General features: G+C 61.7%; 22 protein-coding genes. 21 read left to right on the top strand and 1 reads right to left on the bottom strand.

Annotated features, from left to right (window positions below):
* Positions 1-33: 33 nt before the first annotated feature.
* Positions 34-621, bottom strand: a complete 588-nt coding sequence (locus tag CCOY_RS08280; RefSeq protein ID WP_092102753.1) for a GNAT family N-acetyltransferase — start codon at positions 619-621, stop codon at positions 34-36.
* Positions 622-788: 167 nt separating this feature from the next.
* On the opposite strand from CCOY_RS08280, the gene CCOY_RS08275 reads away from it, so the two are divergent.
* The 21 genes from CCOY_RS08275 (at position 789) to ileS (ending at position 24881) form a co-directional block, all read left to right on the top strand.
* Positions 789-1223 carry an SAV_6107 family HEPN domain-containing protein gene (locus CCOY_RS08275; protein WP_092100284.1) on the top strand — a complete coding sequence of 145 codons (435 nt, stop codon included), beginning with the start codon at positions 789-791 and terminating at the stop codon, positions 1221-1223.
* Between the two features lie 81 nt (positions 1224-1304).
* Positions 1305-1697 carry a DUF3040 domain-containing protein gene (locus tag CCOY_RS08270; protein WP_070450870.1) on the top strand — a complete coding sequence of 131 codons (393 nt, stop codon included), beginning with the start codon at positions 1305-1307 and terminating at the stop codon, positions 1695-1697.
* 427 nt (positions 1698-2124) lie between these two features.
* On the top strand, positions 2125-2559 hold the full coding sequence (gene mraZ / locus CCOY_RS08265; protein WP_070422186.1) for a division/cell wall cluster transcriptional repressor MraZ: 435 nt from the start codon (positions 2125-2127) through the stop codon (positions 2557-2559).
* Positions 2560-2734: 175 nt separating this feature from the next.
* Positions 2735-3748 (top strand): 16S rRNA (cytosine(1402)-N(4))-methyltransferase RsmH, encoded by a 1014-nt coding sequence (gene rsmH / locus CCOY_RS08260; protein WP_070422187.1) that lies wholly within the window; start codon positions 2735-2737, stop codon positions 3746-3748.
* Between the two features lie 47 nt (positions 3749-3795).
* Positions 3796-4503, top strand: coding sequence for a cell division protein FtsL (gene ftsL, locus CCOY_RS08255; protein WP_141739360.1), 708 nt, complete (start codon positions 3796-3798; stop codon positions 4501-4503).
* 109 nt (positions 4504-4612) lie between these two features.
* Positions 4613-6565 (top strand): peptidoglycan D,D-transpeptidase FtsI family protein, encoded by a 1953-nt coding sequence (locus CCOY_RS08250; protein ID WP_092100282.1) that lies wholly within the window; start codon positions 4613-4615, stop codon positions 6563-6565.
* Between the two features lie 24 nt (positions 6566-6589).
* Positions 6590-8095, top strand: a complete 1506-nt coding sequence (locus CCOY_RS08245; RefSeq protein ID WP_070570099.1) for a UDP-N-acetylmuramoyl-L-alanyl-D-glutamate--2,6-diaminopimelate ligase — start codon at positions 6590-6592, stop codon at positions 8093-8095.
* A complete protein-coding gene (locus CCOY_RS08240; protein ID WP_092100280.1) occupies positions 8092-9612 on the top strand; it encodes a UDP-N-acetylmuramoyl-tripeptide--D-alanyl-D-alanine ligase in 1521 nt (506 codons plus the stop codon). Before CCOY_RS08245 ends, CCOY_RS08240 begins: the two co-directional genes overlap by 4 nt.
* 39 nt (positions 9613-9651) lie before the next feature.
* Entirely contained in the window at positions 9652-10758 is a 1107-nt protein-coding gene (gene mraY / locus CCOY_RS08235) for a phospho-N-acetylmuramoyl-pentapeptide-transferase (RefSeq protein ID WP_070450875.1), read from the top strand.
* The gene (gene murD, locus CCOY_RS08230; protein ID WP_244268617.1) at positions 10755-12149 is read left to right on the top strand and encodes a UDP-N-acetylmuramoyl-L-alanine--D-glutamate ligase; all 1395 of its coding nucleotides are present in this window, start codon (positions 10755-10757) and stop codon (positions 12147-12149) included. Before mraY ends, murD begins: the two co-directional genes overlap by 4 nt.
* A gap of 43 nt (positions 12150-12192) precedes the next feature.
* Positions 12193-13587, top strand: coding sequence for an FtsW/RodA/SpoVE family cell cycle protein (locus CCOY_RS08225; RefSeq protein ID WP_070450878.1), 1395 nt, complete (start codon positions 12193-12195; stop codon positions 13585-13587).
* A 12-nt stretch (positions 13588-13599) separates the two neighbouring features.
* Positions 13600-14676 carry a UDP-N-acetylglucosamine--N-acetylmuramyl-(pentapeptide) pyrophosphoryl-undecaprenol N-acetylglucosamine transferase gene (locus CCOY_RS08220; protein ID WP_070450879.1) on the top strand — a complete coding sequence of 359 codons (1077 nt, stop codon included), beginning with the start codon at positions 13600-13602 and terminating at the stop codon, positions 14674-14676.
* Entirely contained in the window at positions 14676-16097 is a 1422-nt protein-coding gene (murC, locus tag CCOY_RS08215; RefSeq protein WP_092100276.1) for a UDP-N-acetylmuramate--L-alanine ligase, read from the top strand. The genes CCOY_RS08220 and murC overlap by 1 nt, the downstream gene beginning before the upstream one ends.
* 17 nt (positions 16098-16114) lie before the next feature.
* On the top strand, positions 16115-16792 hold the full coding sequence (locus tag CCOY_RS08210) for a cell division protein FtsQ/DivIB (protein ID WP_092102750.1): 678 nt from the start codon (positions 16115-16117) through the stop codon (positions 16790-16792).
* A 132-nt stretch (positions 16793-16924) separates the two neighbouring features.
* Positions 16925-18139, top strand: a complete 1215-nt coding sequence (gene ftsZ / locus CCOY_RS08205; RefSeq protein WP_092100274.1) for a cell division protein FtsZ — start codon at positions 16925-16927, stop codon at positions 18137-18139.
* A gap of 14 nt (positions 18140-18153) precedes the next feature.
* The gene (gene pgeF, locus CCOY_RS08200) at positions 18154-18879 is read left to right on the top strand and encodes a peptidoglycan editing factor PgeF (protein WP_092100272.1); all 726 of its coding nucleotides are present in this window, start codon (positions 18154-18156) and stop codon (positions 18877-18879) included.
* Entirely contained in the window at positions 18872-19558 is a 687-nt protein-coding gene (locus CCOY_RS08195; protein WP_070820361.1) for a YggS family pyridoxal phosphate-dependent enzyme, read from the top strand. The genes pgeF and CCOY_RS08195 overlap by 8 nt, the downstream gene beginning before the upstream one ends.
* Before the next feature lie 35 nt (positions 19559-19593).
* On the top strand, positions 19594-20076 hold the full coding sequence (locus CCOY_RS08190) for a cell division protein SepF (protein WP_070483971.1): 483 nt from the start codon (positions 19594-19596) through the stop codon (positions 20074-20076).
* A 22-nt stretch (positions 20077-20098) separates the two neighbouring features.
* Positions 20099-20407, top strand: coding sequence for a YggT family protein (locus CCOY_RS08185; protein ID WP_070450893.1), 309 nt, complete (start codon positions 20099-20101; stop codon positions 20405-20407).
* A 131-nt stretch (positions 20408-20538) separates the two neighbouring features.
* Complete coding sequence (locus tag CCOY_RS08180) at positions 20539-21498, top strand: DivIVA domain-containing protein (RefSeq protein ID WP_070570081.1); 960 nt, start codon at positions 20539-20541, stop codon at positions 21496-21498.
* A gap of 218 nt (positions 21499-21716) precedes the next feature.
* A complete protein-coding gene (gene ileS, locus CCOY_RS08175) occupies positions 21717-24881 on the top strand; it encodes an isoleucine--tRNA ligase (protein ID WP_092100271.1) in 3165 nt (1054 codons plus the stop codon).
* Positions 24882-24911 lie beyond the last annotated feature (30 nt).

The raw sequence follows: 24911 nt of genomic DNA, 5'->3' as shown, positions 1-24911 counted from the left end.
CCGTCGTCTACGAAAATCTCTCTGGAACGTACCCTAGTCAGCCTCGCCGACATGAGGTGTGCCCGCCATGTCGAGTGCGAGAATCGCAAACGGGCGAGGGTCGCTTCCGTAATAAAAATTGCGAGCAACGTCCTGGAACCCAAACTTGCGGTAAAGCCCAAATGCGTTATTAGCTTCGCCGTCTACCTCGGGAGTAGATAGGACAGCCCAACGAGCTGATGTCGATGCGAGCAGTTCCCTGAGCATCGCCGCACCAATGCCGCGGCCCTGGTGCCTCGGATCCACATGCACTTCGGCGATTTCGAAGTAGTTGGCCAGTAGCGCACGGTCGTCGTCAGAAAGCATGCCGTCTAGACGTTGCTGAGTGAGTGCTTTGACGAGTTGTTGGTCCCACCAGCGCTCCCGCGCGCCGAGAAAACCGTAGGCCACTCCGATGACGCTGTTGTCCGAGATTGCGGCCACGGCGGAAAAGCCTGGCCAGGTGACCTCTCCACGCCACACGCGTAAACGCTGCGCGCGCATGGTTTGGGGGTACCCCATAGCTTCCATGTAGATGTCCACCAACCGTGGCACGAGGAAAGAAAACTCCGCCTTGGTCAGCCTTTGGATCTCAATGTGCACCCCACTATCGAACCACTTATGTGCCTGTTGCGGGGCTTGACCACACATCCTCGTTCGAAAAGTCGAACAAACATGCTAATTTTTGGTTGTGGTGTCGTGGGTGACTTCTAGGGTCATGGGCAATCAAAAGGCGACATGCACTGGTAACAGCGAAAGGGGAAAGTGTCATGGGAAGCGTAGTTTCAGCCACAACGGGCAGGGCGTACGGGGATATGGGGGCGCCGCGAAAGTTTGACTCGTTCATTTTCTCTGCGGAGGCACTGCTTGCACAGGCGCACACCGACTTTGCGGCAAGGCGCTACGACCTTGCAATGGAAAACGCATACCGGGCTGCACTGCGCATCGCTGGCGCATGCAACGCTCGCAGCATTGTGCTCCGGAAGCGGAAGCGGCTGCCAACTAATGCGTGGGACAAGCTCGCGCTCACCGGGGAAAGTGGCCAGCACTGGGCGACGGTATTTTCTGCATACTCGGCGCGCCGGGCGAGGGTGGCGTCTGGGATCGACGACAACCCGTCGCCGGTCGTGGTCTCAAGCCTTATCGGTTCGGCTGAGGACTTTCTCCTGGACACCACTGGGGGTGATGCGCCAATGGCGGCGTAATAAGGCGCGGGAACAATGTGGGTACGATGTTCGTTGTATCCATACATTGTTCATTCATAGCTGGGATCTGGAGAGAAAGTAGTGTCTCTTTCTGAGCAGGAAATGCGCGCACTGCGCGAGATCGAGCAGTCGCTCCTTGCGGACGACCCGAAGTTCGGTTCCTCGGTCGCTCCGTCCTCTGAGTATGGTGCTTCGCGCCCGTCAGGCCGGCTGACTATGCGTAGCCTCGCCCTCATTGTGCTGGGCCTTGTCCTTCTTCTTGGGGGAGTGGCGCTGGCGTCGTGGAGTCTGTGGACTGTGGTGTTGAGCATCGTCGGCTTCGGTGTGATGTTCTATGGGGGGATCATGGCGCTCCGTACCCCGGCTGCCGCTGGTGTTTCGCTGCAGCGAGCGCAGGCTCAGTCCAAGTCGCGCTCGCCGCGCAGTGTTAGCCTGGAGGAGAGCTTCCGTCGACGGTTTGAGGATCGTCAGTAGCTTTTAGCTTTCCCTTCGCCCTCCCGGTCTCTTCGGGAGGGCGATTTTTTATCCCCACTTCGCCCCACATTCCCCACTTTGCCCCACCCGTTGGTTTGATCCGGCCATTTTGCCTGTTAAAGGACGTTCGGAGCGGGTTGCGTCTCGTGTGCCTGTAGGTGATTGATGGGGTTGTAGTGGGGGATGTGGCGGTAAGTGGGGGACATTGGCGGGTAATTGCCCCACGGGGATTGTGGCCGTTGACCTGCGTGTTCTTCTTGTTGTGGGAACTAAGTTGCTCAGAGTGTGGCGTTTGTGGGGGGAAGTGGGTTAAAGTGGGGCACAGCGGAGCACCGTGGTGCGCATCTTGACTACGTGCGTAATGCGGAGCGAAGCCGAGAAAACTGCAAATGCCAATCTCTGAAGGTGAAGGAAGGTAGGTCGCCGGATGTTTCTGGGAACCTACACTCCCAAGCTCGACGACAAAGGGCGCCTGACGCTGCCTGCGAAGTTCCGTGAGGACTTGGCAGACGGCCTGATGGTGACCAAAGGGCAGGACCACTCCCTCGCGGTGTACCCGCGGGACGAGTTTGCTGCACGCGCCCGCAAGGCCGCTGCAGCATCAAGGACGAACCCGAAGGCGCGCGCGTTTATCCGCAATCTGGCTGCCAGTGCGGATGAGCAAACGCTCGATGGGTCCGGACGTATCACCCTGTCGCCGGCACACCGTGAGTACGCAGGCCTTTCCAAGGAATGCGTAGTTATCGGTTCTGTGGATTTTCTCGAGATCTGGGATCTTGAATCCTGGAATAAGTATCAAGAAGAGACTGAAGCCGCGTTCTCCGCGGCGGATGACGACGACATTCTCTCCGGTCTGCTGTAGGACTGACTACCCAACAGCGGGCAACCAATTCGGAGAGTGTGTACGGACTCTGTCCGGGGCGTGAAGCATTCTGGTGTACTTCCCCGACATCAGAACAGCCGCCCCGGACAGGGCTCTACATACTCCCCGGCTTAGAAGGAGCCGACGACTAACTGACCGCGAGGGGTGAGCCCGGATGGTGTACCGCACACACGCTGCAGACCCTCATGGGCATGTGCCGGTCATGCGCGACCGCATGGCCGAACTCCTGGCCCCAGCTGTAGAGGCGTTCGGCGCCAACGCCGTCATTGTCGATGGAACTCTTGGCGCTGGTGGCCACACCGAATACTTTCTCAACGTATTTCCGCAAGCGCGCGTGATCGGTGTGGATCGCGACCCGAATGCGCTGCAGCAGGCGACTGAGCGCCTGGCTCAGTTCGGTGAGCGTTTCACTCCGGTGCAATGCCGGTTCGACTACATCGGCGACGAGATCGCATCGGGGGAGGGCGAGACCTTCGACCTTGTGAGGCAGCACGGTGTGGCTGGTGCGCTGTTCGACCTCGGTGTTTCATCGATGCAGTTGGACCAGGAGGAGCGTGGCTTTTCCTACCGCGGTGACGCACCGCTGGATATGCGCATGGATCCGACCACCGGCATCACTGCGGCCGAGGTACTTAACACGTACTCGCATGGAGACCTGGCGAGGATTCTGAAGTCCTACGGCGATGAACGTTTCGCAGGCAAGATTGCGTCGGCTGTGCTGAAGGAGCGCGAGCGTGCGCCGTTTGACCGTGCGGACCGGCTCGTGGAACTGCTGTACAGCACCATCCCGGCCGCCACGCGACGTACTGGCGGTCACCCGGCGAAGCGCACCTTCCAGGCGCTGCGGATTGAGGTCAACCGCGAGCTTGAGGCTGTCGAGCGAGTGGTTCCGGTGATTACGGATTTGCTCGGCGTCGGCGGGCGGGCAGTGTTCATGAGTTACCAGTCGCTCGAGGACAAGATCGTCAAATCTGCCTTCGCTGAACTGACAGCTTCAAAGACGCCGGCGGGACTTCCGATGGATCTGCCGGGCACCGAGCCAACGTTCAAACTCATCACCCGCGGGGCGGAAAAGGCTCCGCAGGAAGAGATTGAGCGCAACTCGCGTGCAGCACCGGTGAGGGTGCGCGGCGTCGAGAAGCTTAAGCACTCAACGACAACCACATAACCCACAACAAACCACGTACAACACACAACCATCTGAGGACGGACACCATGGCAGCACGAGACACACGAGGTGGCTCCCGCGCGATGACGCTGACGCGCGATGGCAGTGCCCGCACCAGCCGTACAAGCGCTCCGGCACGTCGTCGCACGATGCCGGGTGTGAAGCCGCATGTGCCGCACTCCCGAGGGCGGGGGCGCCTCGGCTCGCAGCAGGTTGTGTCTGTGCGTGGGCGTCGGGTTGGCACGGTCGCGGCGCCGTCGCGTTTTTCCGCAGTGTCCGCACTTGCGGTGCCTCTGCTGGTGATCGGTATTGCTATAGCGATGCTGCTGTCCGGCGTGGCCACGACACAAACCTTCACCATCCAGCAGCTGCAGTCGAAGGAGCGTGAACTTGCCAACGAGGTCGAGTCGCTCAACCGTGACTTAGAGGATCGTCGTTCTGCTGCGGAGATCGCACAGCGCGCTGCAGGCGCAGGCATGGTGGTCGCTGGAGAACCTGGCCTAGTGGAGGTCATGGAAGATGGTCGTGCTGAAGAGCGCCGGCCTTTCAACCCAGAAAAGGTTGCCAAGATTGTCGACGTTAACGGCGAAGCGTTGCGTCAGGGCCGTGCAAGCAGTGATGACCGTGCAACCCGCGAGCTGGCGGATGCGCTGACTCAGGTTCCAGGTGGCAATCAAGCTCCGCCTCGTCCGCAGCAAGCACCGCAGGTTGCCAACGTGGCGCCGTATCAGGCAAATGTGCCCGCCGGCGAATAGACGTTAACGGTGGGGGTTGTGCCGCAGGCGTGTGGCGCAACCTCGTTTCGCATTTGTGCGGGGCATGATAAACGAGTCAATGAGCAGTTTTGGTAGGTGAGGAGGGCACGTGACATCCACGGGCACACCCCGGAAGCGTCCGGCGCCACGGAAGAGTCAGCGTCACATCACCAACCACCGTGTATTCCTTTTGACGCTTGTGTTCCTCAGCGTCGCAGCCTTGCTGATCGCACGCCTGTTTTGGGTCCAAGTGATCATCGGCGGCGAGTTGCGTGAAGTTGCCAAGGTGCAACGCCAGCGCGAGTATGTTGAGCCAGCACGTCGCGGTGAGATCGTGGACCGTGACGGCAAGCAGTTGGCGTACACGATGCAGGCAAGGTCGTTGACGGTCTCGCCGAAGCAGTTGCGTGAGGAACTGCGACAGCAGCAAGAGCTGCAGATGCGTATCGACGGCGTCCCCAAGGCAGATATCGACGCGCAGCTCGACGCCCGCGTTGAAGACGTGCTGCGCACAATGGCGAATGAGATCCCCGGCATGATCGGTGGCGAAACTGATCCACAGCCTACGGGTACAGACACAGAGCAGTTGCGCACTGTGGGCAGTGTCAGTGCCAAGGAGATTTTGGACAAGCTCCACGCCGACACGTCGTACGAAGTTTTAGTGCGCAACGTTGACCCGGATGTCGCTGCGAAGGTGGCGGCGAAGTTCCACGGTGTGGCTGCTGACCAGCAGGACATCCGCCAGTACCCGAACGGTGCTGTGGGGGAGAACATCATTGGCAAGGTTTCCATGGACGGGCACGGTCAGTTCGGCCTTGAGGCCTCTAGCGATGCGGTGCTTACCGGTATCGACGGCCGCTCGACCGAGGACGTCTCGGGAGGTGGGCAGTCCATTCCGGGCTCCCTGCGCGATGTGGTGCCAGCGGTACCTGGTGCGCGCATTGAGCTCACGGTGGACCTCGACCTGCAGACGTATGTGCAGCAAGTGCTTGAGCAGGCAAAGGCAAACTCTTTGGCAAAGTCGGCTGAGGCTGTCGTCCTTGACGCTCACACGGGTGAGGTGTTGGCGATGGCAAATACAGACACCATCAACCCGAACGGGGATATTGAAAAGCAGATCAAGCAGGGTAAGGATTTTGAAAACCCAGCGATCTCGCACCCGTTCGAGCCAGGCTCGGTGGCAAAGGTCATCGCTGCAGCGGCTTCAATCGATCAGGGGTTGACTGACCCGTTCGAGGTGCACCAGGTGCCGGGCTCGATCGACATGGCCGGTGTGACAGTGAGCGACGCCTGGCAGCACGATGTTCTGCCGTACACTACCGCAGGCATCTTCGGTAAGTCCTCCAACGTGGGCACATTGCAGTTGGCGCAGCGCCTCGGCGAGGAGCGTTACTGGGATTACCTCAACCGTTTCGGTGTCGGTGCTCCGACCGGCATTGAGTTGCCCAATGAGTCGCCGGGTCTTCTGCCGGTGCTTGAACAGTGGTCGGGCGGTACCTTTGCCAACCTGCCAATCGGTCAGGGCATGAGCTGGACTGCGCTGCAGATGGCGAGTGTGTACCAGGCGTTGGCCAACGACGGCGAGCGCATCCAGCCACGCATCATAGAGCGCATCGTCGGACCAGACGGACAAGATATCCCGCAGGATGAGCCGCAGCGCAACCAAGTGGTGAGCAAGGAGGCGGCCCGTACAACGGTGGATATGTTCCGTGCCGCATTCCAAGAAGACCCGACCGGCAACCAGTCGGGTACTGCACAAGGAAATGCGCTGGAGGGCTACCAGTTCTCTGGCAAGACAGGTACTGCACAGAAGGTGAACCCGGAAACGGGCGCATACTCACAGAGCCAGTATTGGATTACGTTTGCGGGTATTGCCCCGGCGAACGATCCGAGATTTGTTGTGGCGGTCATGCTGGACGAGCCGCAGCGCGGTGTACTCGACGGCGGTGCCGGTGGCCAGTCTGCGGCGCCGGTGTTCCGTCAGATTGCGAGCTGGATGTTGGATAAGGAAAATATCCCGCCGAGCCCGCCCGCGGAACCGTTTGTTCTGCAAGCCCAGTAACGGCCCTGAAAGGAAGGAATTATCATGTCCTCAGCGCCCACGCTGACATCCCTCGCTGAGATTGCGGGGGCACGCATCGTCAATGCGCCGCAGGCACCGTTTGAGGTGTCGTTTATTGGTCTTGATTCCCAAAACGTGGAGCCCGGTGGCTTGTTTGCTGCGCTGCCTGGCACGCGGGTGCATGGCGCGTCGTACGCGTTCGATTCGGGCGCAGGTGCGGTTCTGACTGACGAAGAAGGTCTTGCGATCATCCAGCAGACGTCGGATCGCCGGCCGGTGTTGGTCGTCGATAATGTGCGCGCGATTCTTGGCCATGTTGCCGCGGAGGTGTACGGGCATCCGTCGAAGGACTTCACGCTGCTGGGCGTGACTGGGACGTCGGGCAAGACCACCACGACGTACATGCTGGAGCGTGGACTGACACAGGCTGGTTGCAAGGTCGGCCTGATTGGTACGACGGGCACGAAGATCATGGGCCGCGATGTGGCCACCGAGTTGACTACGCCTGAGGCGCCGACGTTGCAGGCACTGTTTGCCCGTATGCGCGACGAGGGCGTTACGCATGTGGTGATGGAGGTTTCCTCCCACGCGCTCATGCTTGGGCGCGTGACGGGTGCCCAGTTCGACGTCGCTGGTTTTACCAATCTGTCGCAGGATCACCTTGATTTCCACCCGACGATGGAGGACTACTTCGAGGCGAAAGCCTTGTTCTTTGACCCGTCGAGCGACCTCCACGCGAAGCGCAGCGTGATCTGTGTCGACGATTCTTGGGGTCAGAAGATGGCCGCGCGCGCGGAGCACCCGGTGACGGTGGCAACCCGCGGTGAGCATGCAGATGTCACTGCGGAGCTATTGCGTATCGACGACACCGGAACCCAGCACATTCGACTTCACACTCCAGAGCGTCAGGTGGAGTTTGCTCTGCCGATGCCGGGTGCGTTTAACGTCGCCAATGCCGCCCTTGCCACCACGCTTGCGGCGCAGGTTGGTGTCGATGTAGCAGCGTTTGTCGCAGGCCTAGAGCAGGCGGCGGTGCCGGGGCGCATGGAGCGAATTGATGAAGGCCAGGATTTTGTAGCTGTTGTGGATTACGCCCACAAGCCGGCCGCTGTCGCAGCAGTGCTTCAGACGCTGCGTGGACAGGTCGATGGCCGGATTGGTGTGGCGATCGGCGCTGGTGGTGACAGAGATTCCTCGAAACGCCCGCTCATGGGAGCGGAAGCAGCGAAGGGCGCAGACTTTGTTGTGGTGACTGATGACAACCCGCGCACCGAAGACCCGGCAGCGATCCGCGCAGCGGTGCTGCAAGGCGCACGCGACGCAGAAACGGCAGCCGAGATCATCGAGGCAGGCTCCCGCGCGAGGGCGATCGACGCGCTCGTCGAGTGGGCAAAGCCCGGCGATGCCATCATTGTCGTGGGTAAAGGCCACGAGGTTGGACAGATCATCGGCGACACCAAGCACCATTTTGATGACCGCGAAGAGATGCGGCGCGCACTTCGCGCCCGCCGAGAGAAGAGGAACGCATGATTGCACTGACGCTTCGCCAGATCGCGGAGATCACCGGAGGACACTTGAGCCCGGAGGCTGATCCGGACAACTCGGTGACCGGGTTTGTGGAGTTCGATTCCCGCAAGATCGGTCCAGGGGGGTTGTTTGTCGCGTTTCCGGGCGCGAACGTGGACGGCCACGACTTCGTGGAGAAGGCAGCGACAGCAGGTGCTGCTGCGTCATTGACGACGAGGGAGGTTGGTTGGCCGGCGGTGGTCGTCGAGAAGCGACCGCCTCGCGCTGACGACAACTCCGATTTAGCGGTGAATGATCCGACTGGCTCCGCTGCAGGCGTAGTGGATGGGATGTCAAAGTTGGCCACCTATGTGGCCCGCGAACTGACGGGTAACCACGGGTTGCAGATCATCGGTGTGACCGGTTCGGCCGGAAAAACCTCTACGAAGGACCTGATCGCCGCTGTGTTGCAGCGCGCGGGCGAAACTGTGGCGCCTCCGGGGTCGTTTAATAACGAGATTGGCCACCCGTACACGGTGCTGCGTTGCACTGAGGAGACGAAGTTCCTCGTTGCGGAGATGTCGGCGCGCGGTATCGGCCACATTGCGCACTTGGCCACGATTGCACCACCGCAGATCGGTGTGGTGCTTAACGTGGGCTCGGCGCACCTGGGGGAGTTCGGCTCCCGCGAGAACATCGCGCAGGCCAAGGGCGAACTCGTTGAGGCGCTGCCTGCCGATGGCATCGCGGTGCTCAACGCCGACGACGACCTGGTCAACGCGATGGCTCCGCGGACGAAGGCACGCGTGGTGCGCTTTTCCGCCAACGGCAATACGGCAACGGATTACTACGCCACCGATGTGGAACTGGATGCGGTGGCGCGTGCGTCGTTTATCATGCACACCCCGAAGGGCGATCCGCAGCGCGTAACTCTCAACGTGTTCGGTGCGCACCAGGTGGGCAATGCGCTGGCTGCAGCTGCAGTCGGCATTGAATCGGGCATGGATGTCGCAACTGTCGCGCAGGCGTTGTCTGATGCGCACTCCGTGTCGGTCAACCGCATGGACGTCAACACCCGCGCCGATGGCGTGACCGTGATCAACGATGCCTACAACGCCAACCCTGAATCGATGCGGGCTGCCATTGCCGCGTTGGGTTACACCGCCGCGGCGCGCCCAGGTGTGCGCTCTCTTGCGGTGCTGGGGGAGATGGGCGAACTTGGCGCCGGTGCGGAACACGAGCACGCGGCGCTTGCCGATGAGTTGGCGCGCTACAGCGTCACCGACCTCATCACTGTCGGGAATAATGCGTCGATGGAAGCGCTGGCCGAGCGTGCTGAGCAATTCGGCATCCGCACCAGCAGCGTCGCCGATGCTGCCGAAGCCAGCGAGGTAGTGCGCGAACTGTTGGCTATGCCGCCAGCGGGTATCGACGACTGGCAGTCGCGCACCGACCGCGATGTCGTGCTGGTAAAAGCATCAAACGTTGCGCGACTGTGGGCAGTGGCCGAGGCGCTACTGCAAGGGCATACGCTTAGATAGTTCAACATGAATAACGAAACAGCAGCGAGGTAACACTTCATGGTTCAAGTCATTTGCGCCGGGATTCTTAGTTTCCTGGTCTCGATTTTTGTGACCCCGCTGCTCATTAGATATTTCCATCGCCGCGAGATGGGGCAGGAGATCCGCGAGGACGGCCCGAAGTCGCACGCCCGCAAGCGTGGCACGCCAACAATGGGCGGCATCGCTATTTTGTTAGCAATCGCGCTTGGCTACGTCGGCGGCAGTCTCTCAGCGTTGGCTACGGGCCACACGGCGTTTACTGCCTCGGGCCTGATCGTGCTGGGGCTTACGCTGTCGCTCGGCCTCGTAGGTTTTGCCGATGATGGCATTAAGTTGTTCATGCACCGCAACCTTGGCCTCAATAAGACAGCGAAGCTTGTGGCGCAGTTTGTCATTTCGATCGCCTTCGGGCTGCTTATCTTGCAGTTCCCGGACGAGAACGGTCTGACACCTGGCTCGACGTTCTTGTCGTTCGTGCGCGACATCGACACGATCAACCTCGCCATCGGCGGGGGTGTGGTGGGCACCATCATCTTCCTGGTGTTCATCTACATCCTGCTGGCCGCGTGGTCGAATGCAGTGAACCTGACTGACGGTCTCGACGGGTTGGCCGCTGGTACGACGGCACTTGTGATGGCTGCCTACTCGGGCATTACGTTCTGGCAGTTCCGTAACTCTTGTGACGCTGTCGCGACCGCTGGCTGTTACTCGGTGCGCGACCCGTTGGACCTGGCTATCCTCGCGGCGGCCGGTTTTGGTGCCTGCGTGGGTTTCCTGTGGTGGAATGCCGCACCCGCGAAGATCTTTATGGGGGATACTGGCTCGCTGGCACTCGGTGGCCTTGTTGCGGGCCTGTCGGTTGCTTCGCGCACCGAGTTGCTGATGGTTGTCATCGGCGCGTTGTTCGTCCTGGAGGCCGCCTCCGTGGTGATTCAGGTTGCGTCCTTCAAGACCACCGGCAAGCGAGTGTTCCGCATGGCGCCGTTCCACCACCACTTTGAAAACGGCGGCTGGCCAGAGACTGCCGTAGTGGTGCGTTTCTGGATCATCTCCGGGATGTCGGTCATGCTTGGCCTCGCCGCGTTTTATGGTGAGTGGCTCTCGTTGAACGGAGCGGGCCTGTGACGCTGCCAGATCATGTTTTAGTCGCCGGTGCTGGTGTTTCTGGTCTCGGCGCAGCGCACTTGCTGACGAAGGCGGGTGCGAATTGCACGGTTGTCGACGACAACCCGGATGGGCGCGCAGCCGCTACCGCAAAAGGCTTCGCGGTGTGTTCCAGCGCTGAAGCGCGCGAGCGCTTCGCTGACACTGGCCTTGTGGTCACCTCGCCCGGGTGGCGACCTGATACGCCATTGCTTGTCGACGCCACCGCCGCCGGCATCGACGTCATCGGCGATGTTGAACTGTGCTTCCGCCTTGACCGCGCCGGCGTGTTTGGCGCACCGCGGACGTGGCTCGTCGTCACGGGCACCAACGGCAAAACCACGACTACGGGCATGCTGGCGGCGATGATGACCGAAGTCGGCGCCGACACCGGCCGTATCGCACGTGCCTGCGGCAACATCGGCACCGCGGTCGGAGAGGTGCTGCTTCTCGACGAACACGTTGATGTCCTCGTCGCCGAACTGTCGAGTTTCCAGCTGCACTGGTCCTCCGAGCTCGTGCCGGATGCTGGCGTGCTGCTGAACCTGGCTGAAGACCACATTGACTGGCACGGCTCGTTTGCGGAATACGCCGCGTCGAAGGCGAAGGTATTGCAAGCAACGCATGCGGTTGCAGGTATCGACGATACGGAGGTGCAGCGTTTAGCTGAGCAGACTGGTCGCGACGACATCATCGGGTTCACACTTCAAGAGCCTGGCGACAACCAGGTCGGTGTTTCGGGCGGCAGGATCGTGGCCAAACTCGGCGGCGAAACTATCGACGTTGCAAGTGCCGACGGCATCGAGCCCGCCGGAGCCGCCGGTCTGCTTGACGCACTCGCGGCCGCTGCGGTGGCGTTGACCCAGGGGGCCAAGCCGCATCACATCCAGCGGGCACTGGAGAAGTACCGCGTGGCCGGTCACCGTGGGGCGGTGGTGCACTCCGGCGGCGGTGTGGATTGGGTGGATAACTCCAAGGCCACGAACCCGCACGCGGCGGATTCTGCGCTCACCGGTGCGGGCACGGTGGTGTGGGTCGCGGGAGGACAGCTCAAAGGCGCTGCCGTCGACGGTGTCGTCAAAGCACACGCTGATCAGTTCCGCGCCGTTGCTCTGCTCGGTGTGGATCGTGGGCTCATCCGCGCGTCTGTCAACGCGGCCGCCCCGGACGTTCCGGTGTTTGTCTCTGACTCCACGGATCCGGAACAAGCCATGGATGAGGTTGTTGCGTGGGCGGCGAGCCAGGCGCAGCCGGGCGATACGGTGCTGTTGGCGCCGGCTGCTGCGAGCTTGGATATGTTTTCGGGCATGTCAGCGCGTGGCGACGCCTTCGCAGCGGCAGCGATGCGACACTGGAGCCCGGATAACAAGTAAGCTCAACTTCACGTTGAGACTTCTCGAATGAAAGGGCAGCTGCATGGCGGTGCAACAGGGGACAACGCGACGTGCCCCGCGATCGACCGAGCCAACCTCAAAATTGGCGCTTAAGGTGCGCAAATTCGAGGAGTTTCTGGATTCCCGGCCGCTCATCGACTACACCATGATCCGCAGCATTGTCCTGGTGCTTGCAGGTCTTGGTGTGGTCATGGTGATGTCGTCGTCAATGGCGACGTCGTTCGCAGATTCCGAGAGCGTCTGGGGCGTGGCCATCCGTCAAACCGTCATGGTCATCGGTGGCCTGATCGCGTTTTGGGTGGCGCTGAAAACGCCGCCTGAGCGGCTGCGCAGCTTCTCCGCTGTCCTGATGGCCGCTTCCGTTATTTTGCTGATCTTGGTGCTCACGCCCTTGGGCACCGGCCGCGAAGAGGTAGGTTCCCAGTCGTGGATTGTGCTGGGCCCGCTGCGCCTGCAGCCATCGGAGGTGGCCCGTGTGGCTATCGCGATGTGGGGCGCGAAGGTGCTCGAACACAGAAATCCGCAACGTTTGTTCCAGGCCAACAACGGTTTCCTCGCGTTCTTTATCGTGGCTGCAATCTGTGTCGCGTTGATTGCCGCACAGGGCGACATGGGTATGGCTTTGTCGTTCGCGGTTGTGGTCGCCTTCATCCTGATCTTCGCGGGTGTGCCAAAGAAGGCAATCGTTTACCTGGGAATTGGTGGCGCGTTCTCACTGATTGTGGCGTTCTTGTCCGGAGGTTTCCGCTCCGCGCGTTTCCACGTGTACTTCGACGCACTGCGCGGCCACTTCGATGACACGCAAGGTATTGCGTTCCAGTCCCACCAAGGCTTTTTGTCGCTCGCAGACGGTCACATTTTCGGTGTCGGTCTTGGCCAGTCCCGCGCGAAGTGGTTCTACCTGCCTGAGGCACGCAACGACTTTATTTTCGCGATCATCGGCGAAGAGCTCGGCTTGTGGGGCGGCACCTTGGTTATTTCCCTGTTCGCCTTGCTCGGCTTTTTCGGTTTCCGTACCGCTCGGCGTGCGCAGTCGCAGTACCAGACGCTGATGGCGGCGGCGCTGACGGCAGCTGTTGTTTCGCAGGCATTTGTCAACATCGGCTACGTCATCGGTCTGCTGCCGGTGACCGGCATTCAGCTGCCGATGCTCTCTGCTGGCGGTACCTCGGCTGTGATCACCCTGGGGGCGATGGGTGTGTTGGCAAACGTGGCTCGCCACGAGCCGGATGCGATTTCCGCGATGCAGAACTACGGCCGCCCAGTGTTCGACCGCATGCTTGGCGTCCAGGAGCCCCGTCCGATCACACAGCAACGCCAGCCTCGCCAGCACCCACGTGAGCAGGTACAGCGCAATCACCGCCCGACGGCGCCGGTGCGTCAAGCCACTGGTGGGCCGCGCCGCGTGCGTAGATAGCAGGAGGATTACATGAGTGAACTCAACGTCGTCTTGGCAGGCGGCGGCACCGCAGGCCATATTGAGCCAGCGCTTGCCGTGGGGGAGGTGTTGCGCGATCAGTTTGGCGCGAACGTCGTTGCGTTAGGCACCGAGCGTGGTTTGGAAACCACAATCGTTCCCGCCCGCGGGTTCGAGCTGGCGTTGATTGACCCGGTTCCCATCCCGCGCAAGAAGCCGTGGAAGCTGGCCACGGTGCCGGCGAAGTTGCTTCGTTCCGTGAATCAGGCGAAGCAAGCGATGAAATCTTCGGGTGCTCAGGTGGTGCTCGGTACCGGAGGGTATGTGTCGGCGCCGGCATACTTGGCGGCGAAGTCGCTGCGGCTGCCGTTTTTCGTGCTGGAAACCAACGCGCTTGCGGGGATGGCGAACAAGCTTGGGGTCAAGCTCGGTGGCGTTGGCCTGAATGCGGTGGCGAACTCGGGGATGGCCGGCGACGTCGTCGGCATTCCGGTGCGTCCCGGTGTCGGGGTCGACCCGGATGGGGCAAAGCGTGAGCGTGGCCTACGCACGTGGGGGCTGGATCCGGAGAAGACGACTGTCCTCGTCACTGGTGGTTCCCAGGGTGCGGTGAGTATCAATACGGCGCTCGCCGATGCAGTGGAGCGCATCACCGCTGCCGGCCACCAGGTGCTGCACGCCTACGGGCGCAAGAACGACGCACCTGCACCCCACGATGGCTATACGGCTGTGCCGTACATCGACGACATGGAGGCGGCCTATGCGGTCGCAGATGTGGTGGTGTGCCGCTCGGGGGCGATGACGGTTGCGGAGAACTCTGCGGCCGGTGTGCCTGCGATTTACATCCCGCTGCCGCACGGTAACGGTGAGCAGGGGTTGAACTCTGCACACTTGGTGGCCACAGGGGCGGCATTGCGTATCGACGACGCGGAGCTGACCGGCGACGTACTCGTCGAGAAGCTGCTGCCTTTGTTGAATAACGACGACGTGCGCGCCGAGATGCGCCACGCTATTGCTCAATCCGGTGCCGGCAATGTTGCCGAGGACCTCGCGCGCCGCATTGCTGATGCGGCTGGAAAGGAAAACTGATGACGGATCTCTCACGTGTGCACCTCATTGGCATCGGCGGTGCCGGCATGTCGGGCGTGGCGCATATCTTGTTGGACCGAGGCGCAACCGTGACTGGCTCTGACGCGAAGGACTCTCGTCCGGTTCGCGCACTGAAGGCCAAGGGCGCGAAGGTGGCGCTTGGCCACGACGAGGCCAACCTGGAGCTCTCTGGTGAGCTTCCCACCGCGGTGGTGACGAGCTTTGCTGCTATCCCGCAGGACAACCCCGAACTCGTCCGCGCCAAGCGGGAGGGTGTTCCGCTGCTGCGCCGCTCGGACCTGCTGGCCGAGTTGATGGAGGGCCGTACTCAGCTGTTGCTCGCTGGCACGCACGGCAAGACTTCGACGACGTCGATGGCGGTCGTGGCGTTGCAAGCAGCAGGGCAAGACCCGTCGTTCGCGATCGGCGGGCAGCTCAACCGTGCCGGCACGAACGCTCATCACGGCCAGGGCGAGGTTTTTGTCGCGGAGGCCGACGAGTCGGACGCGTCGCTGTTGCGTTACTCCCCAGATGTCGCCGTGATTACGAACATTGAGCCGGATCACCTGGACTTCTACGGCACGCGTGAGGCGTATTTCAAGGTGTTCGATGATTTTGCGGACATTGCGAAGAACATCGTGGTGTGCCTAGATGACGAACACGCCGCAGCTTGCGGTGAGCGCGCAATCGAGCGTGGTCTGACGGTTTATGGATACGGCACTGAAGAAGCCGCAAAGCGCCACCCGAGCGTGCCGGCAGCGGCGGTGATTACCGAAGAGCGCCAGGAAGGCGAGCACACCGCAGTCGGTGTGCGTTTGCGCACGCCTGATGTCTCCGGCGAGGTCACCTACAGCATGGCTATCCCGGGCCGCCACATGGTGCTCAACTCGGCAGCAGCGCTGCTCGGTGGGGTACTCGTCGGCGCGAGTCCGGAGAAGCTCGCCCAGGGGCTCAGCGAGTTCACGGGCGTGCGCCGTCGTTTCGAGTACAAAGGCAGCGTCGGTGAGACTCGCGTGTACGACGACTACGCCCACCACCCGACCGAGGTGGAGGCGGTGCTTACCGCGGCCCGCGACAAGGTGGAAGCAGAAGGCAACGGTGCGCGTGTGGTCGTGTGCTTCCAGCCACACCTGTACTCGCGCACCCAGGAGTTCTCCAGCGAGTTTGCTAAGGCATTGTCGCTGGCAGACGAGTGCGTGCTGTTAGATATCTACGGTGCCCGTGAAACCCCGGTTGAGGGTGTGACCTCGCGCATTATTAGCGACGAAATGACCATCCCGGTGCACCTTGAACCGGACTTCTCTGCTGCTCCTGCAACCGTTGCGTCCGTGACCGAGCCGGGTGACTTGGTGCTCACGATGGGGGCGGGCAGTGTGACCATGCTGGCAGACGAGATCCTGGATGCGTTGGCGGGCAAGTAATGTCCACGAAAGTTCCCATGCCTGATTCAACCGAGGAGCAGCCGAAGCACCGGAAGATCCCGTACGGTGCGATCGCAGCAACGGTGGCCATTGTTGTGGCTGTGTGCGCGGCTGTTCCGTTCACGCCGCTGATGAGCGTGAACGATATTGCCGTCGAGGGGTCCGTGAACCTGCCCGAGGAGGAAGTACGCAATCTCACCGGGATTGATTACGGCACGCCGATAGGCAAGGTGAAGCCGCGCCGAGCCGCCGAGAATGTTGCCGCAAACCCCTGGGTGGATTCCGCAACAGTGTCGCGCGCGTGGCCGAACGGCGTCAGTGTGGAGATCACAGAGCATGATCCGGTGGCGTGGGTGGACATTGATGGCCAGCCGCACCTGATCGACCGGGAGGGCCGCGATTTCATCGTTGCGGCGCCGCCCGCAGGCGCTGTGGAGATCCAGGGGGTGGCCCAGGAGCGGTTTGCGCAGGCGGTGGAGGTGGCGTCGTCGATTAGCGATGTTGCCCGGCCTCGCGTCCGCGCGCTCAAAGCCAACGGTGACTACACGTACACGCTCGTGCTTGACGACGACCGCGTGGTCCAGTGGGGAGCCGCAACCGATAATGCGAATAAGGCATTGGCTCTTGAGACCGTGCTCCAGTTGGAGGGGCGTGAGTTCAATATTTCTAACCCCGAGTTGGTGACATCTCGGTAAAAGCCCAGGTCACAACCCTAAAGTACAGGTTTAGGGTTGAGACACGCCGGGGGAGAACACAAAAAATGCTTCGCTTTCCAACATGATGGGACGCAACTGCACACCCGAGTTTTGAAAGGCGAGACTTACGCTATGACTTCTCCCGCCAACTACCTCGCCATGATCCGCGTCGTCGGTGTCGGCGGGGGCGGCGTCAATGCTGTGAATCGAATGATCGAGGAGGGGCTGAAAGGCGTCGAATTCGTCGCCATCAACACCGACTCGCAGGCGCTGCTGTTTACCGACGCTGACACCAAGCTCGACATCGGACGCGAAGCCACCCGTGGACTGGGTGCAGGCGCGAACCCCGAGGTTGGCCGCACTTCTGCCGAGGACCACAAGCAGGAGATTGAGGAGTCCCTGAAGGGCTCCGACATGGTTTTCGTTACTGCAGGCGAAGGTGGCGGCACCGGCACTGGTGCGGCCCCGGTCGTCGCAGGCATTGCGAAGAAGATGGGCGCCCTGACCATCGGTGTTGTGACCCGCCCGTTTACCTTCGAGGGCAAGCGTCGCACCCGCCAGGCTCTGGCCGGCATTGAGAACCTGAAGGAAGTTTGTGACACGGTCATCGTGATCCCGAACGATCGCCTCCTGCAGCTGGGCGATGCTGAACTTTCCATGATGGAAGCGTTCCGCGCAGCTGATGAGGTGCTCTACAACGGTGTTCAGGGTATTACCAACCTGATCACTATTCCGGGCATGATCAACGTTGACTTTGCGGACGTGCGCTCCGTCATGGCCGACGCTGGTTCCGCGCTCATGGGCGTCGGTTCCGCCCGCGGCGAAAACCGTGTGATGACCGCCACCGAGCAGGCCATCAACTCTCCGCTGCTGGAGACCACCATGGAGGGCGCCAAGGGCGTGCTCATCTCTGTGGCCGGCGGTTCGGACCTTGGCTTGATGGAAGTCAACAACGCTGCCTCCATCGTGGAGGAGAAGGCCGACGACGATGCCAACATCATCTTCGGCACGATTATCGACGACAACCTGGGCGACGAGGTCCGCGTGACCATCATCGCCACTGGCTTCGACGAGAAGGCCAACGCCCGCCCTGCCGAGGACGCCCCGCAGGCAAGCGTCATCGCTCCAGCCGAGGAGCTCGAGTCCCAGCCGGAGAAGCCGGCCGAGCCACGCACTGAGACCCGGACCGAGACCCGCACCGAGCAGCCGTCGGAGAGCTACCAGGCTCGTCACCGCTACGAGCCAAACCGTGGCCTGTTTACGGACCGTGAGGACTCCCGTCCGCGCCGCGACGAGGAGTTCGGCGGCGGCTTCGACGACTTGGATGTGCCTGATTTCATGCGCTAGTTAGACTGGCTGGCATGCCAGATCTTTCCAACCGCCCCGTCCGCATGGTGTTTACTTCCCGTGCTGGCGGGGTTTCGCGTTCTCCGTACGATGCGTTCAACCTGGGAACGCATGTTGGCGACGACCCAGCCGACGTCGCCGCGAACCGTCAGCGTCTCGCCGACATCTTGGGCCTTCCCGCCGAGCGTTTCGTGTGGATGGAACAACTCCACACCAACACCGTCACCGTGGTCGACGGGCCCGCGGATGAGCCGGTTGCGGCCACTGACGCGATCGTGACTCGCGAGAAAAACCTCGCACTGTGCGTGCTGGTTGCGGACTGCACCCCCGTGCTGCTGTCCGACCACAGCGCAGGTGTGATCGCCGCAGCCCACGCGGGCCGTATGGGAGCTCGCAACGGCATTGTGCGCCGCACCGTCGAGGAGATGGTGGCGCTTGGCGCAGCCCCGGAGCGTATCCAGGTGCTGCTCGGGCCGGCGGCGGCAGGTGAGTCCTATGAGGTGCCTGCCGAGATGGCTGCGGACGTCGAAAAGCATTTGCCCGGCTCGCGCACAACCACCAAGCAGGGGACCGCGGGCATCGACGTCCGTGCCGGGCTTGTGCGCCAACTGATGAGCATGGGCGTGACCCACATCGACGCAGATCCGCGCGATACCATCACCGATACCGATTTCTTCTCTCATCGCCGCGAGGGCGTCACCGGACGTCAGGCCGGCGTGATTTGGATGCCAGATGCATAACCTTGAAACCGTAACCAAGCAGATTCACGACGCCGAGCGTGCCGCAGGTCGCCCGGAAGGCAGCGTGCAACTCTTGCCCGTGACCAAATTCCACCCCGTTGAGCGCATTATTGAACTCGCCGAGGCAGGCATCACCCTCGTCGGCGAAAACCGCGAGCAGGAGGCCCGCGCGAAGGCTGAAGCTCTGGATGGGCGGTGCCAGATCGCCATGATCGGCCAGATCCAGTCCAAGAAAGCTAACGCCGTCGCGCGTTGGGCGGCTCAGGTCCACTCGCTCGACTCGGTCAAACTCGCCCACGGCCTTGACCGTGGCATGGCGCTTGCCCTCGAGCGCGGCGACCGCACCACGGACACCCTGCCGTGCCTGATCCAGCTTTCCGACGACGGCGATACCGCCCGCGGCGGCGCGTCCTACGACGATGTTCCGGAAATCATCGAGGCGGTCGAAAATTCCGAGCATCTTCGCCTCGACGGGTTCATGGTCGTGCCCCCGTTGAACTCCGACCCCGAGACGGTGTTCCGCAGGGCACGTGCGCTTGTCGACGACACCTCCGCCCACCTCGGCCGCGACCTCATCTTGTCGGCCGGTATGAGCGGGGACTTTGAGACAGCAATCGCGTGCGGATCCGATCTCGTGCGTGTCGGAACAGCGCTGCTTGGGCCCCGCCCCGTAGGCTGACCTTCATTGCAAAACCACCCCCAAGGAGCCCCACTATGTCCTTCTTTGGCAGCGCAAAAGAATTCTTCGGCCTCGGTCCGATCGAGAACAACGAGGACGACGCCTACTTTGAGGATTCGCGCTACTCCGAAACTTCCTCGACTGCTGGCGCTGGCGCGTACGACCGTGCTGAGCGTCCGTCGCGTTATGAGCGTGACCACCGCGAGGTGTCGTCGACACGCGCCAGCTACCGTCCGACCCCGCGCATCGTCAACGTGTCTCCGCGTAATTACAACGATGCCAAGGAGATCGGCGAGCCGTTCCGCGATGGCGACGCAGTGGTTATGGATCTGACCGACCTGGATACCGCCGACGCGAAGCGCATCGTCGACTTTGCTGCTGGCCTGTGCTTCGGCCTGCGCGGCAGCATGCACAACCTGTCCCGTGGTGAGGACACTCGCAAGCGCCTGTTTGCCATCGTCCCGGAAAACGCCAACGTGGACAAAGATGCGCTGAAGCGCTCTGCAGGCCTGCGCTAGCGAACCTGTAGGGTGTGAACGCGTGGCACTTATCGGAGCAATTCTCTACGCCGTCATCGGCATCTACTCGCTATTTGTCGTCGTGCGCATCATCATTGAGATGATTCAGGCCTTCTCGAAGCACTTCGACCCGCCACACTGGTTCATCATGGTGGCGGAACCACTGTTCAAGATCACCGACCCTCCAGTGTTTGCATTGCGCAAGCTCATCCCCCCGTTGAGGTTGAACGGGGGAGTGGGGCTCGACGTGAGCGTGATCGTGCTATTCCTGGCGCTTTCGCTGCTCCAGATGGTTATTCGGGCGACGATGATCGTTCCGGCACTGCATTAGCGCGCTGTCATGTGCGTTGTGTAGACGAAACAGTTACAATTCAGCAGACAAATTAAGTACGTTCCCGTAACGTGGGGCGCATTCGCGACCCGCAGACGCGGGTCCGTTACAAGAACATGAAGGGAACGCAAATGCCGTTGACGCCAGCTGACGTGCACAATGTCGCTTTCAGCAAGCCCCCGATTGGCAAGCGGGGCTACAACGAGGACGAAGTTGATCAGTTCCTCGACCTGGTTGAAGACGCGCTTGCACAGCTCCAGGATGAAAACGAAGAGCTCCGCGCACGACTCGAAGAGGGTGGCGCTGGCGTAGCGGCACCGGCAGCAGCCGGTTCTTCCGCAGACGAGGCTGCAATCCGCCGCGAGGTGGAGCAGAAGATCCGCGCTGACTACGAGGCGCAGCTGCGTTCCGCGAAGGAAGCCAAGGACAAGGCTGAGGCTGAGGCTAAGGCTGCCAAGGAAGATGCGGCAGCAGCCCGCAAGCAGGCTGAGGAAGCTCGCGCACAGGCTGCGAAGCGTCCGGCTGAAGGCGTGTCCAAGGCGGTCAACACCGCCCCGCAGAAGGCAGAGCCTTCGCAAGATTCGCACATCCAGGCTGCCAAGGTGCTCGGCCTTGCACAGGAGATGGCAGACCGTCTGACCAGCGATGCCCAGGCAGAGGCAACCTCCATGCTGGCAGACGCACGCAGCGCTGCAGAGCGTGAGGTGGCCGAGGCTGAGGCGAAGTCCAAGAAGCAACTGCAGGACGCTCAGACCCGCTCCCAGTCTCAGCTGCAGGAGGCGGAGACTCGCGCCAAGCAGCTCGTCGCCGAGGCCCAGAAGAAGGCCGAGGAGACCACTGGCGAGGCCGCTTCCCGCGCCGAGGCCCAGATCCGCCAAGCGGAGGAGAAGGCCAACAAGCTCAAGGCAGATGCAGAGCGCAAGCACACCGAGATTATGAACACGGTGAAGCAGCAGCAGACTGCGCTGGAGAATCGCATTGCGGAGCTGCGCACCTTCGAGCGCGAGTACCGTACTCGCCTGAAGACGCTGCTTGAGTCCCAGCTCGAGGAACTCGAGGCCCGCTCAACTACGGCGCCGAACGAGAAGTAAAACCTCAACGCCCGGGAGTGCTACACTTCCGGGCGTAACGCTTTGATCCGGCTATCACCGGGGAGCATTCCGGAAGAACGGCATTACGCTTATTAGAACCGGACGTTAAATGGGAAGACGTCACTTCCTTCACCACAAATGAAGTGGGGGCTTTCGCCCCAAGCAGGGTGGTACCGCGCAGCACATGCGTCCCTGCAGATTGTGTGTGGAGGAGTGTCATGGTTGGCAACGTCTACCCTAAGGTCGATATGACCGGAGGCAGCGACAAGTTTCCCGAGATGGAACGCGCTGTGCTCGACTACTGGAACAAGGATGAAACGTTCCAGGCATCGCTTGAGCAGCGTGAAGGTTGCGAAGAATACGTGTTCAATGACGGCCCGCCGTTTGCTAACGGTCTGCCGCACTACGGCCACCTGCTGACGGGCTACGTCAAGGACATCGTTCCGCGCTACCGCACGATGACCGGCTTCCATGTGCCGCGTGTGTTCGGCTGGGACTGCCACGGTCTGCCTGCGGAGCTTGAGGCAGAAAAGCAGCTCGGCATCACTGACAAAGCCCAGATCGAGGACATGGGCCTGGAGAAGTTCAACGAATACTGCGCGAAGTCCGTCATGAACTACGCCGGCGAGTGGGAAGAGTACGTCACCCGCCAGGCTCGTTGGGTCGATTTTGAGAACGGCTACAAGACCATGGACCCGGAGTACATGGAATCTGTCATGTGGGCGTTCAAGGAGCTCTACGACAAGGGCTTGATCTACCAGGGCTTCCGTGTGCTGCCGTACTCCTGGGCAGAGCACACGCCGTTGTCCAACCAGGAGACGCGTCTCGACGATTCCTACCGCGACCGCCAGGACCCTACCGTCACCGTCACCATGCCGTTCACCGGCGGGCGCGCCGGCTACGCTGCGGAGAAGACGTGGGCTGAGCACCCTGAACTGCACGATGCGGCTGCGATCGCCTGGACCACTACGCCGTGGACGCTGCCGTCGAACTTGGCGTTGGCGGTTCACCCGGAGGTTGAGTACTCGTTGGTGAAGCCGGGGGATGAGGGTGTCGTCGATACGCCATTGCTCTTGGCGACGAACCTGCTCGGCGCATACGCGAAGGAACTCGGCGAGTACGAGGTCATCTCCACGTTCACCGGCGCCCAGCTCGAGGGCCTGGAATACGAGCCTGTCTTTGACTACTTCCGCGATCACGAGAACGCGTTCATGGTGCTTAACGCGGACTACGTCACCACCGAGGACGGCACCGGTGTCGTCCACCAGGCGCCCGCCTTCGGTGAAGACGATATGTTCACCTGCCAGGACTACGGCATCGATTTGGTCATCCCCGTCGACGCCGACGGCAAGTTCACCTCGCTGGTTCCGGACTACGAAGGCAAGCTGGTCTTCGACGCGAACCGCGACATCATCCGCGACCTGCGCGCCAAGGGCCGTGTCGTGCGTGACCAGACCATCGTCCACTCTTACCCGCACTCCTGGCGCTCCGGCGAGCCACTGATCTACATGGCGCTGCCGGCATGGTTTGTGAAGGTCACCGACATCCGCGACCGCATGGTCGAGCTCAACCAGGAGATCGACTGGATCCCGTCGCACATCCGCGATGGCCAGTTTGGCAAGTGGCTCGAAGGCGCTCGCGATTGGAACATTTCGCGTACCCGCTACTGGGGCTCCCCGGTGCCGGCGTGGGTATCCGATAACCCGGAGTACCCGCGCGTGGATGTCTACGGTTCCCTCGATGAGCTCGAGCGTGACTTCGGTGAGCGTCCCAAGTCGCTGCACCGTCCGCACATTGATGAACTGGTGCGTCCGAACCCGGACGATCCGACCGGCAAGTCCATGATGCGCCGCGTGCCGGACGTGCTTGACTGCTGGTTCGAATCCGGCTCTATGCCGTTTGCGCAGTACCACTACCCGTTTGAGAACCGCGAAGAGCACGACGCTCGCCAGCCGGCTGACTTCATCGTTGAGTACTCGGGCCAGACCCGTGGCTGGTTCTACGTCCAGCACGTGCTGTCTACCGCGCTGTTCGACCGTGTGGCGTACAAGAAGGTCGTCGCCCACGGCATCGTGCTTGGTTCCGACGGCCAGAAGATGTCCAAGTCCAAGGGCAACTACCCGAACGTCAACGAGGTTTTCGACCGCGACGGTTCCGACGCGATGCGTTGGTTCCTGATGTCTTCGCCGATCCTGCGTGGTGGCAACCTGATCGTCACTGAGCAGGGTATCCGTGAGGGCGTGCGCCAGGCACTGTTGCCGATCTGGAACGCGTACACCTTCCTGCAGCTGTACTCCTCTGAGGACGCTCAGTGGTCGGTGGATTCCGACAACGTGCTCGACCGTTACATCCTGGCCAAGACCCACGACTTGGTTGAGGCCGTGGGCGAGGCTCTCGACGACACGCGCATCGCCGATGCTTGCGATGAGGTGCGTCGCTTCGCGGACACCCTGACCAACTGGTACGTGCGTCGCTCCCGCGACCGTTTCTGGGAAGGCCAGGAGGCCTACCCGGAGGCGTTTAACACGCTCTACACGGTGCTCGAAGTGGTTACCCGCACGGTCGCGCCGCTGCTGCCGTACATCTCTGAGGTGATCTGGCGTGGCCTGACCGGTGGCCGTTCCGTGCACCTGACTGACTTCCCGAAGGCAGACAACCTGCCGGCGGATGCTGACCTGGTCGCTGCGATGGATGCGACGCGTGCGGTGTGTTCGGCGGCGTCGTCGGTACGCAAGGCGAACAAGCTGCGTAACCGTCTTCCACTGCCGAAGCTCACTGTTGCTCTGCCAGAGGCTGATCTACTTGAGCCGTTCCGCTCCACCATTCGCGACGAAGTGAACGTCAAGGACGTTGAGCTCACCGCGGATGTGGACTCGGCTGGTTCGTTCGAGGTCGTCGTTAATGCGAAGATTGCTGGTCCGAAGCTGGGCAAGGATGTCCAGCGCGCGATCAAGAACGTCAAGGCTGGCAACTATGAGCGTCGTGGCGACGACGTGGTGGTCGACGGAGACATCGTGCTGACTCCGGAGCTCTACACCGAGCGCCTCGTCGCCGAGAACCCGGAGAGCACTGCGCGTGTCGACGCCCTCGCCGCCGTCGGCCTCGTCGTCCTGGACACCAACGTCACTGAGGAACTCGAGGCTGAAGGCTGGGCCGCCGATGTCATCCGTGGCCTGCAGGATGCGCGCAAGCGTGAGGGCCTTGAGGTCTCCGATCGCATTGCGGTTGTGCTTGCGGTGCCGGCTGAGAAGGAGGAGTGGGCTCGTCGTCACGCAGAGCACATCGCCGCTGAAACGTTGGCAACCTCCTTCGATGTGGTCACCGAACCAGTCGAAGGCCATGATGTTGTCGACGGTGTGACCGCCACCGTTCGCAAGAATTAGGCGCTGACGGACTATGCCGCTGCATAGTGG

The organism is Corynebacterium coyleae, assembly GCF_030408635.1.
GTDB classification, from domain to species: Bacteria; Actinomycetota; Actinomycetes; order Mycobacteriales; family Mycobacteriaceae; genus Corynebacterium; species Corynebacterium coyleae.
The sequence above is the reverse complement of the archived record's forward strand: the minus strand, read 5'-3'. Positions and strand labels throughout refer to the sequence as shown.

What these genes read in the sequence shown, in the direction of transcription:
- rsmH (WP_070422187.1), top strand. Translation starts at nt 2,735, where the DNA reads ATGGTGTACCGCACACACGCTGCAGACCCTCATGGGCATGTGCCGGTC.
- CCOY_RS08275 (WP_092100284.1), top strand. Translation starts at nt 789, where the DNA reads ATGGGAAGCGTAGTTTCAGCCACAACGGGCAGGGCGTACGGGGATATG.
- mraZ (WP_070422186.1), top strand. Translation starts at nt 2,125, where the DNA reads ATGTTTCTGGGAACCTACACTCCCAAGCTCGACGACAAAGGGCGCCTG.
- ftsL (WP_141739360.1), top strand. Translation starts at nt 3,796, where the DNA reads ATGGCAGCACGAGACACACGAGGTGGCTCCCGCGCGATGACGCTGACG.
- CCOY_RS08210 (WP_092102750.1), top strand. Translation starts at nt 16,115, where the DNA reads ATGCCTGATTCAACCGAGGAGCAGCCGAAGCACCGGAAGATCCCGTAC.
- murC (WP_092100276.1), top strand. Translation starts at nt 14,676, where the DNA reads ATGACGGATCTCTCACGTGTGCACCTCATTGGCATCGGCGGTGCCGGC.
- CCOY_RS08190 (WP_070483971.1), top strand. Translation starts at nt 19,594, where the DNA reads ATGTCCTTCTTTGGCAGCGCAAAAGAATTCTTCGGCCTCGGTCCGATC.
- CCOY_RS08225 (WP_070450878.1), top strand. Translation starts at nt 12,193, where the DNA reads ATGGCGGTGCAACAGGGGACAACGCGACGTGCCCCGCGATCGACCGAG.
- ftsZ (WP_092100274.1), top strand. Translation starts at nt 16,925, where the DNA reads ATGACTTCTCCCGCCAACTACCTCGCCATGATCCGCGTCGTCGGTGTC.
- CCOY_RS08180 (WP_070570081.1), top strand. Translation starts at nt 20,539, where the DNA reads ATGCCGTTGACGCCAGCTGACGTGCACAATGTCGCTTTCAGCAAGCCC.
- CCOY_RS08240 (WP_092100280.1), top strand. Translation starts at nt 8,092, where the DNA reads ATGATTGCACTGACGCTTCGCCAGATCGCGGAGATCACCGGAGGACAC.
- mraY (WP_070450875.1), top strand. Translation starts at nt 9,652, where the DNA reads ATGGTTCAAGTCATTTGCGCCGGGATTCTTAGTTTCCTGGTCTCGATT.
- pgeF (WP_092100272.1), top strand. Translation starts at nt 18,154, where the DNA reads ATGCCAGATCTTTCCAACCGCCCCGTCCGCATGGTGTTTACTTCCCGT.
- CCOY_RS08220 (WP_070450879.1), top strand. Translation starts at nt 13,600, where the DNA reads ATGAGTGAACTCAACGTCGTCTTGGCAGGCGGCGGCACCGCAGGCCAT.
- CCOY_RS08195 (WP_070820361.1), top strand. Translation starts at nt 18,872, where the DNA reads ATGCATAACCTTGAAACCGTAACCAAGCAGATTCACGACGCCGAGCGT.
- CCOY_RS08245 (WP_070570099.1), top strand. Translation starts at nt 6,590, where the DNA reads ATGTCCTCAGCGCCCACGCTGACATCCCTCGCTGAGATTGCGGGGGCA.
- ileS (WP_092100271.1), top strand. Translation starts at nt 21,717, where the DNA reads ATGGTTGGCAACGTCTACCCTAAGGTCGATATGACCGGAGGCAGCGAC.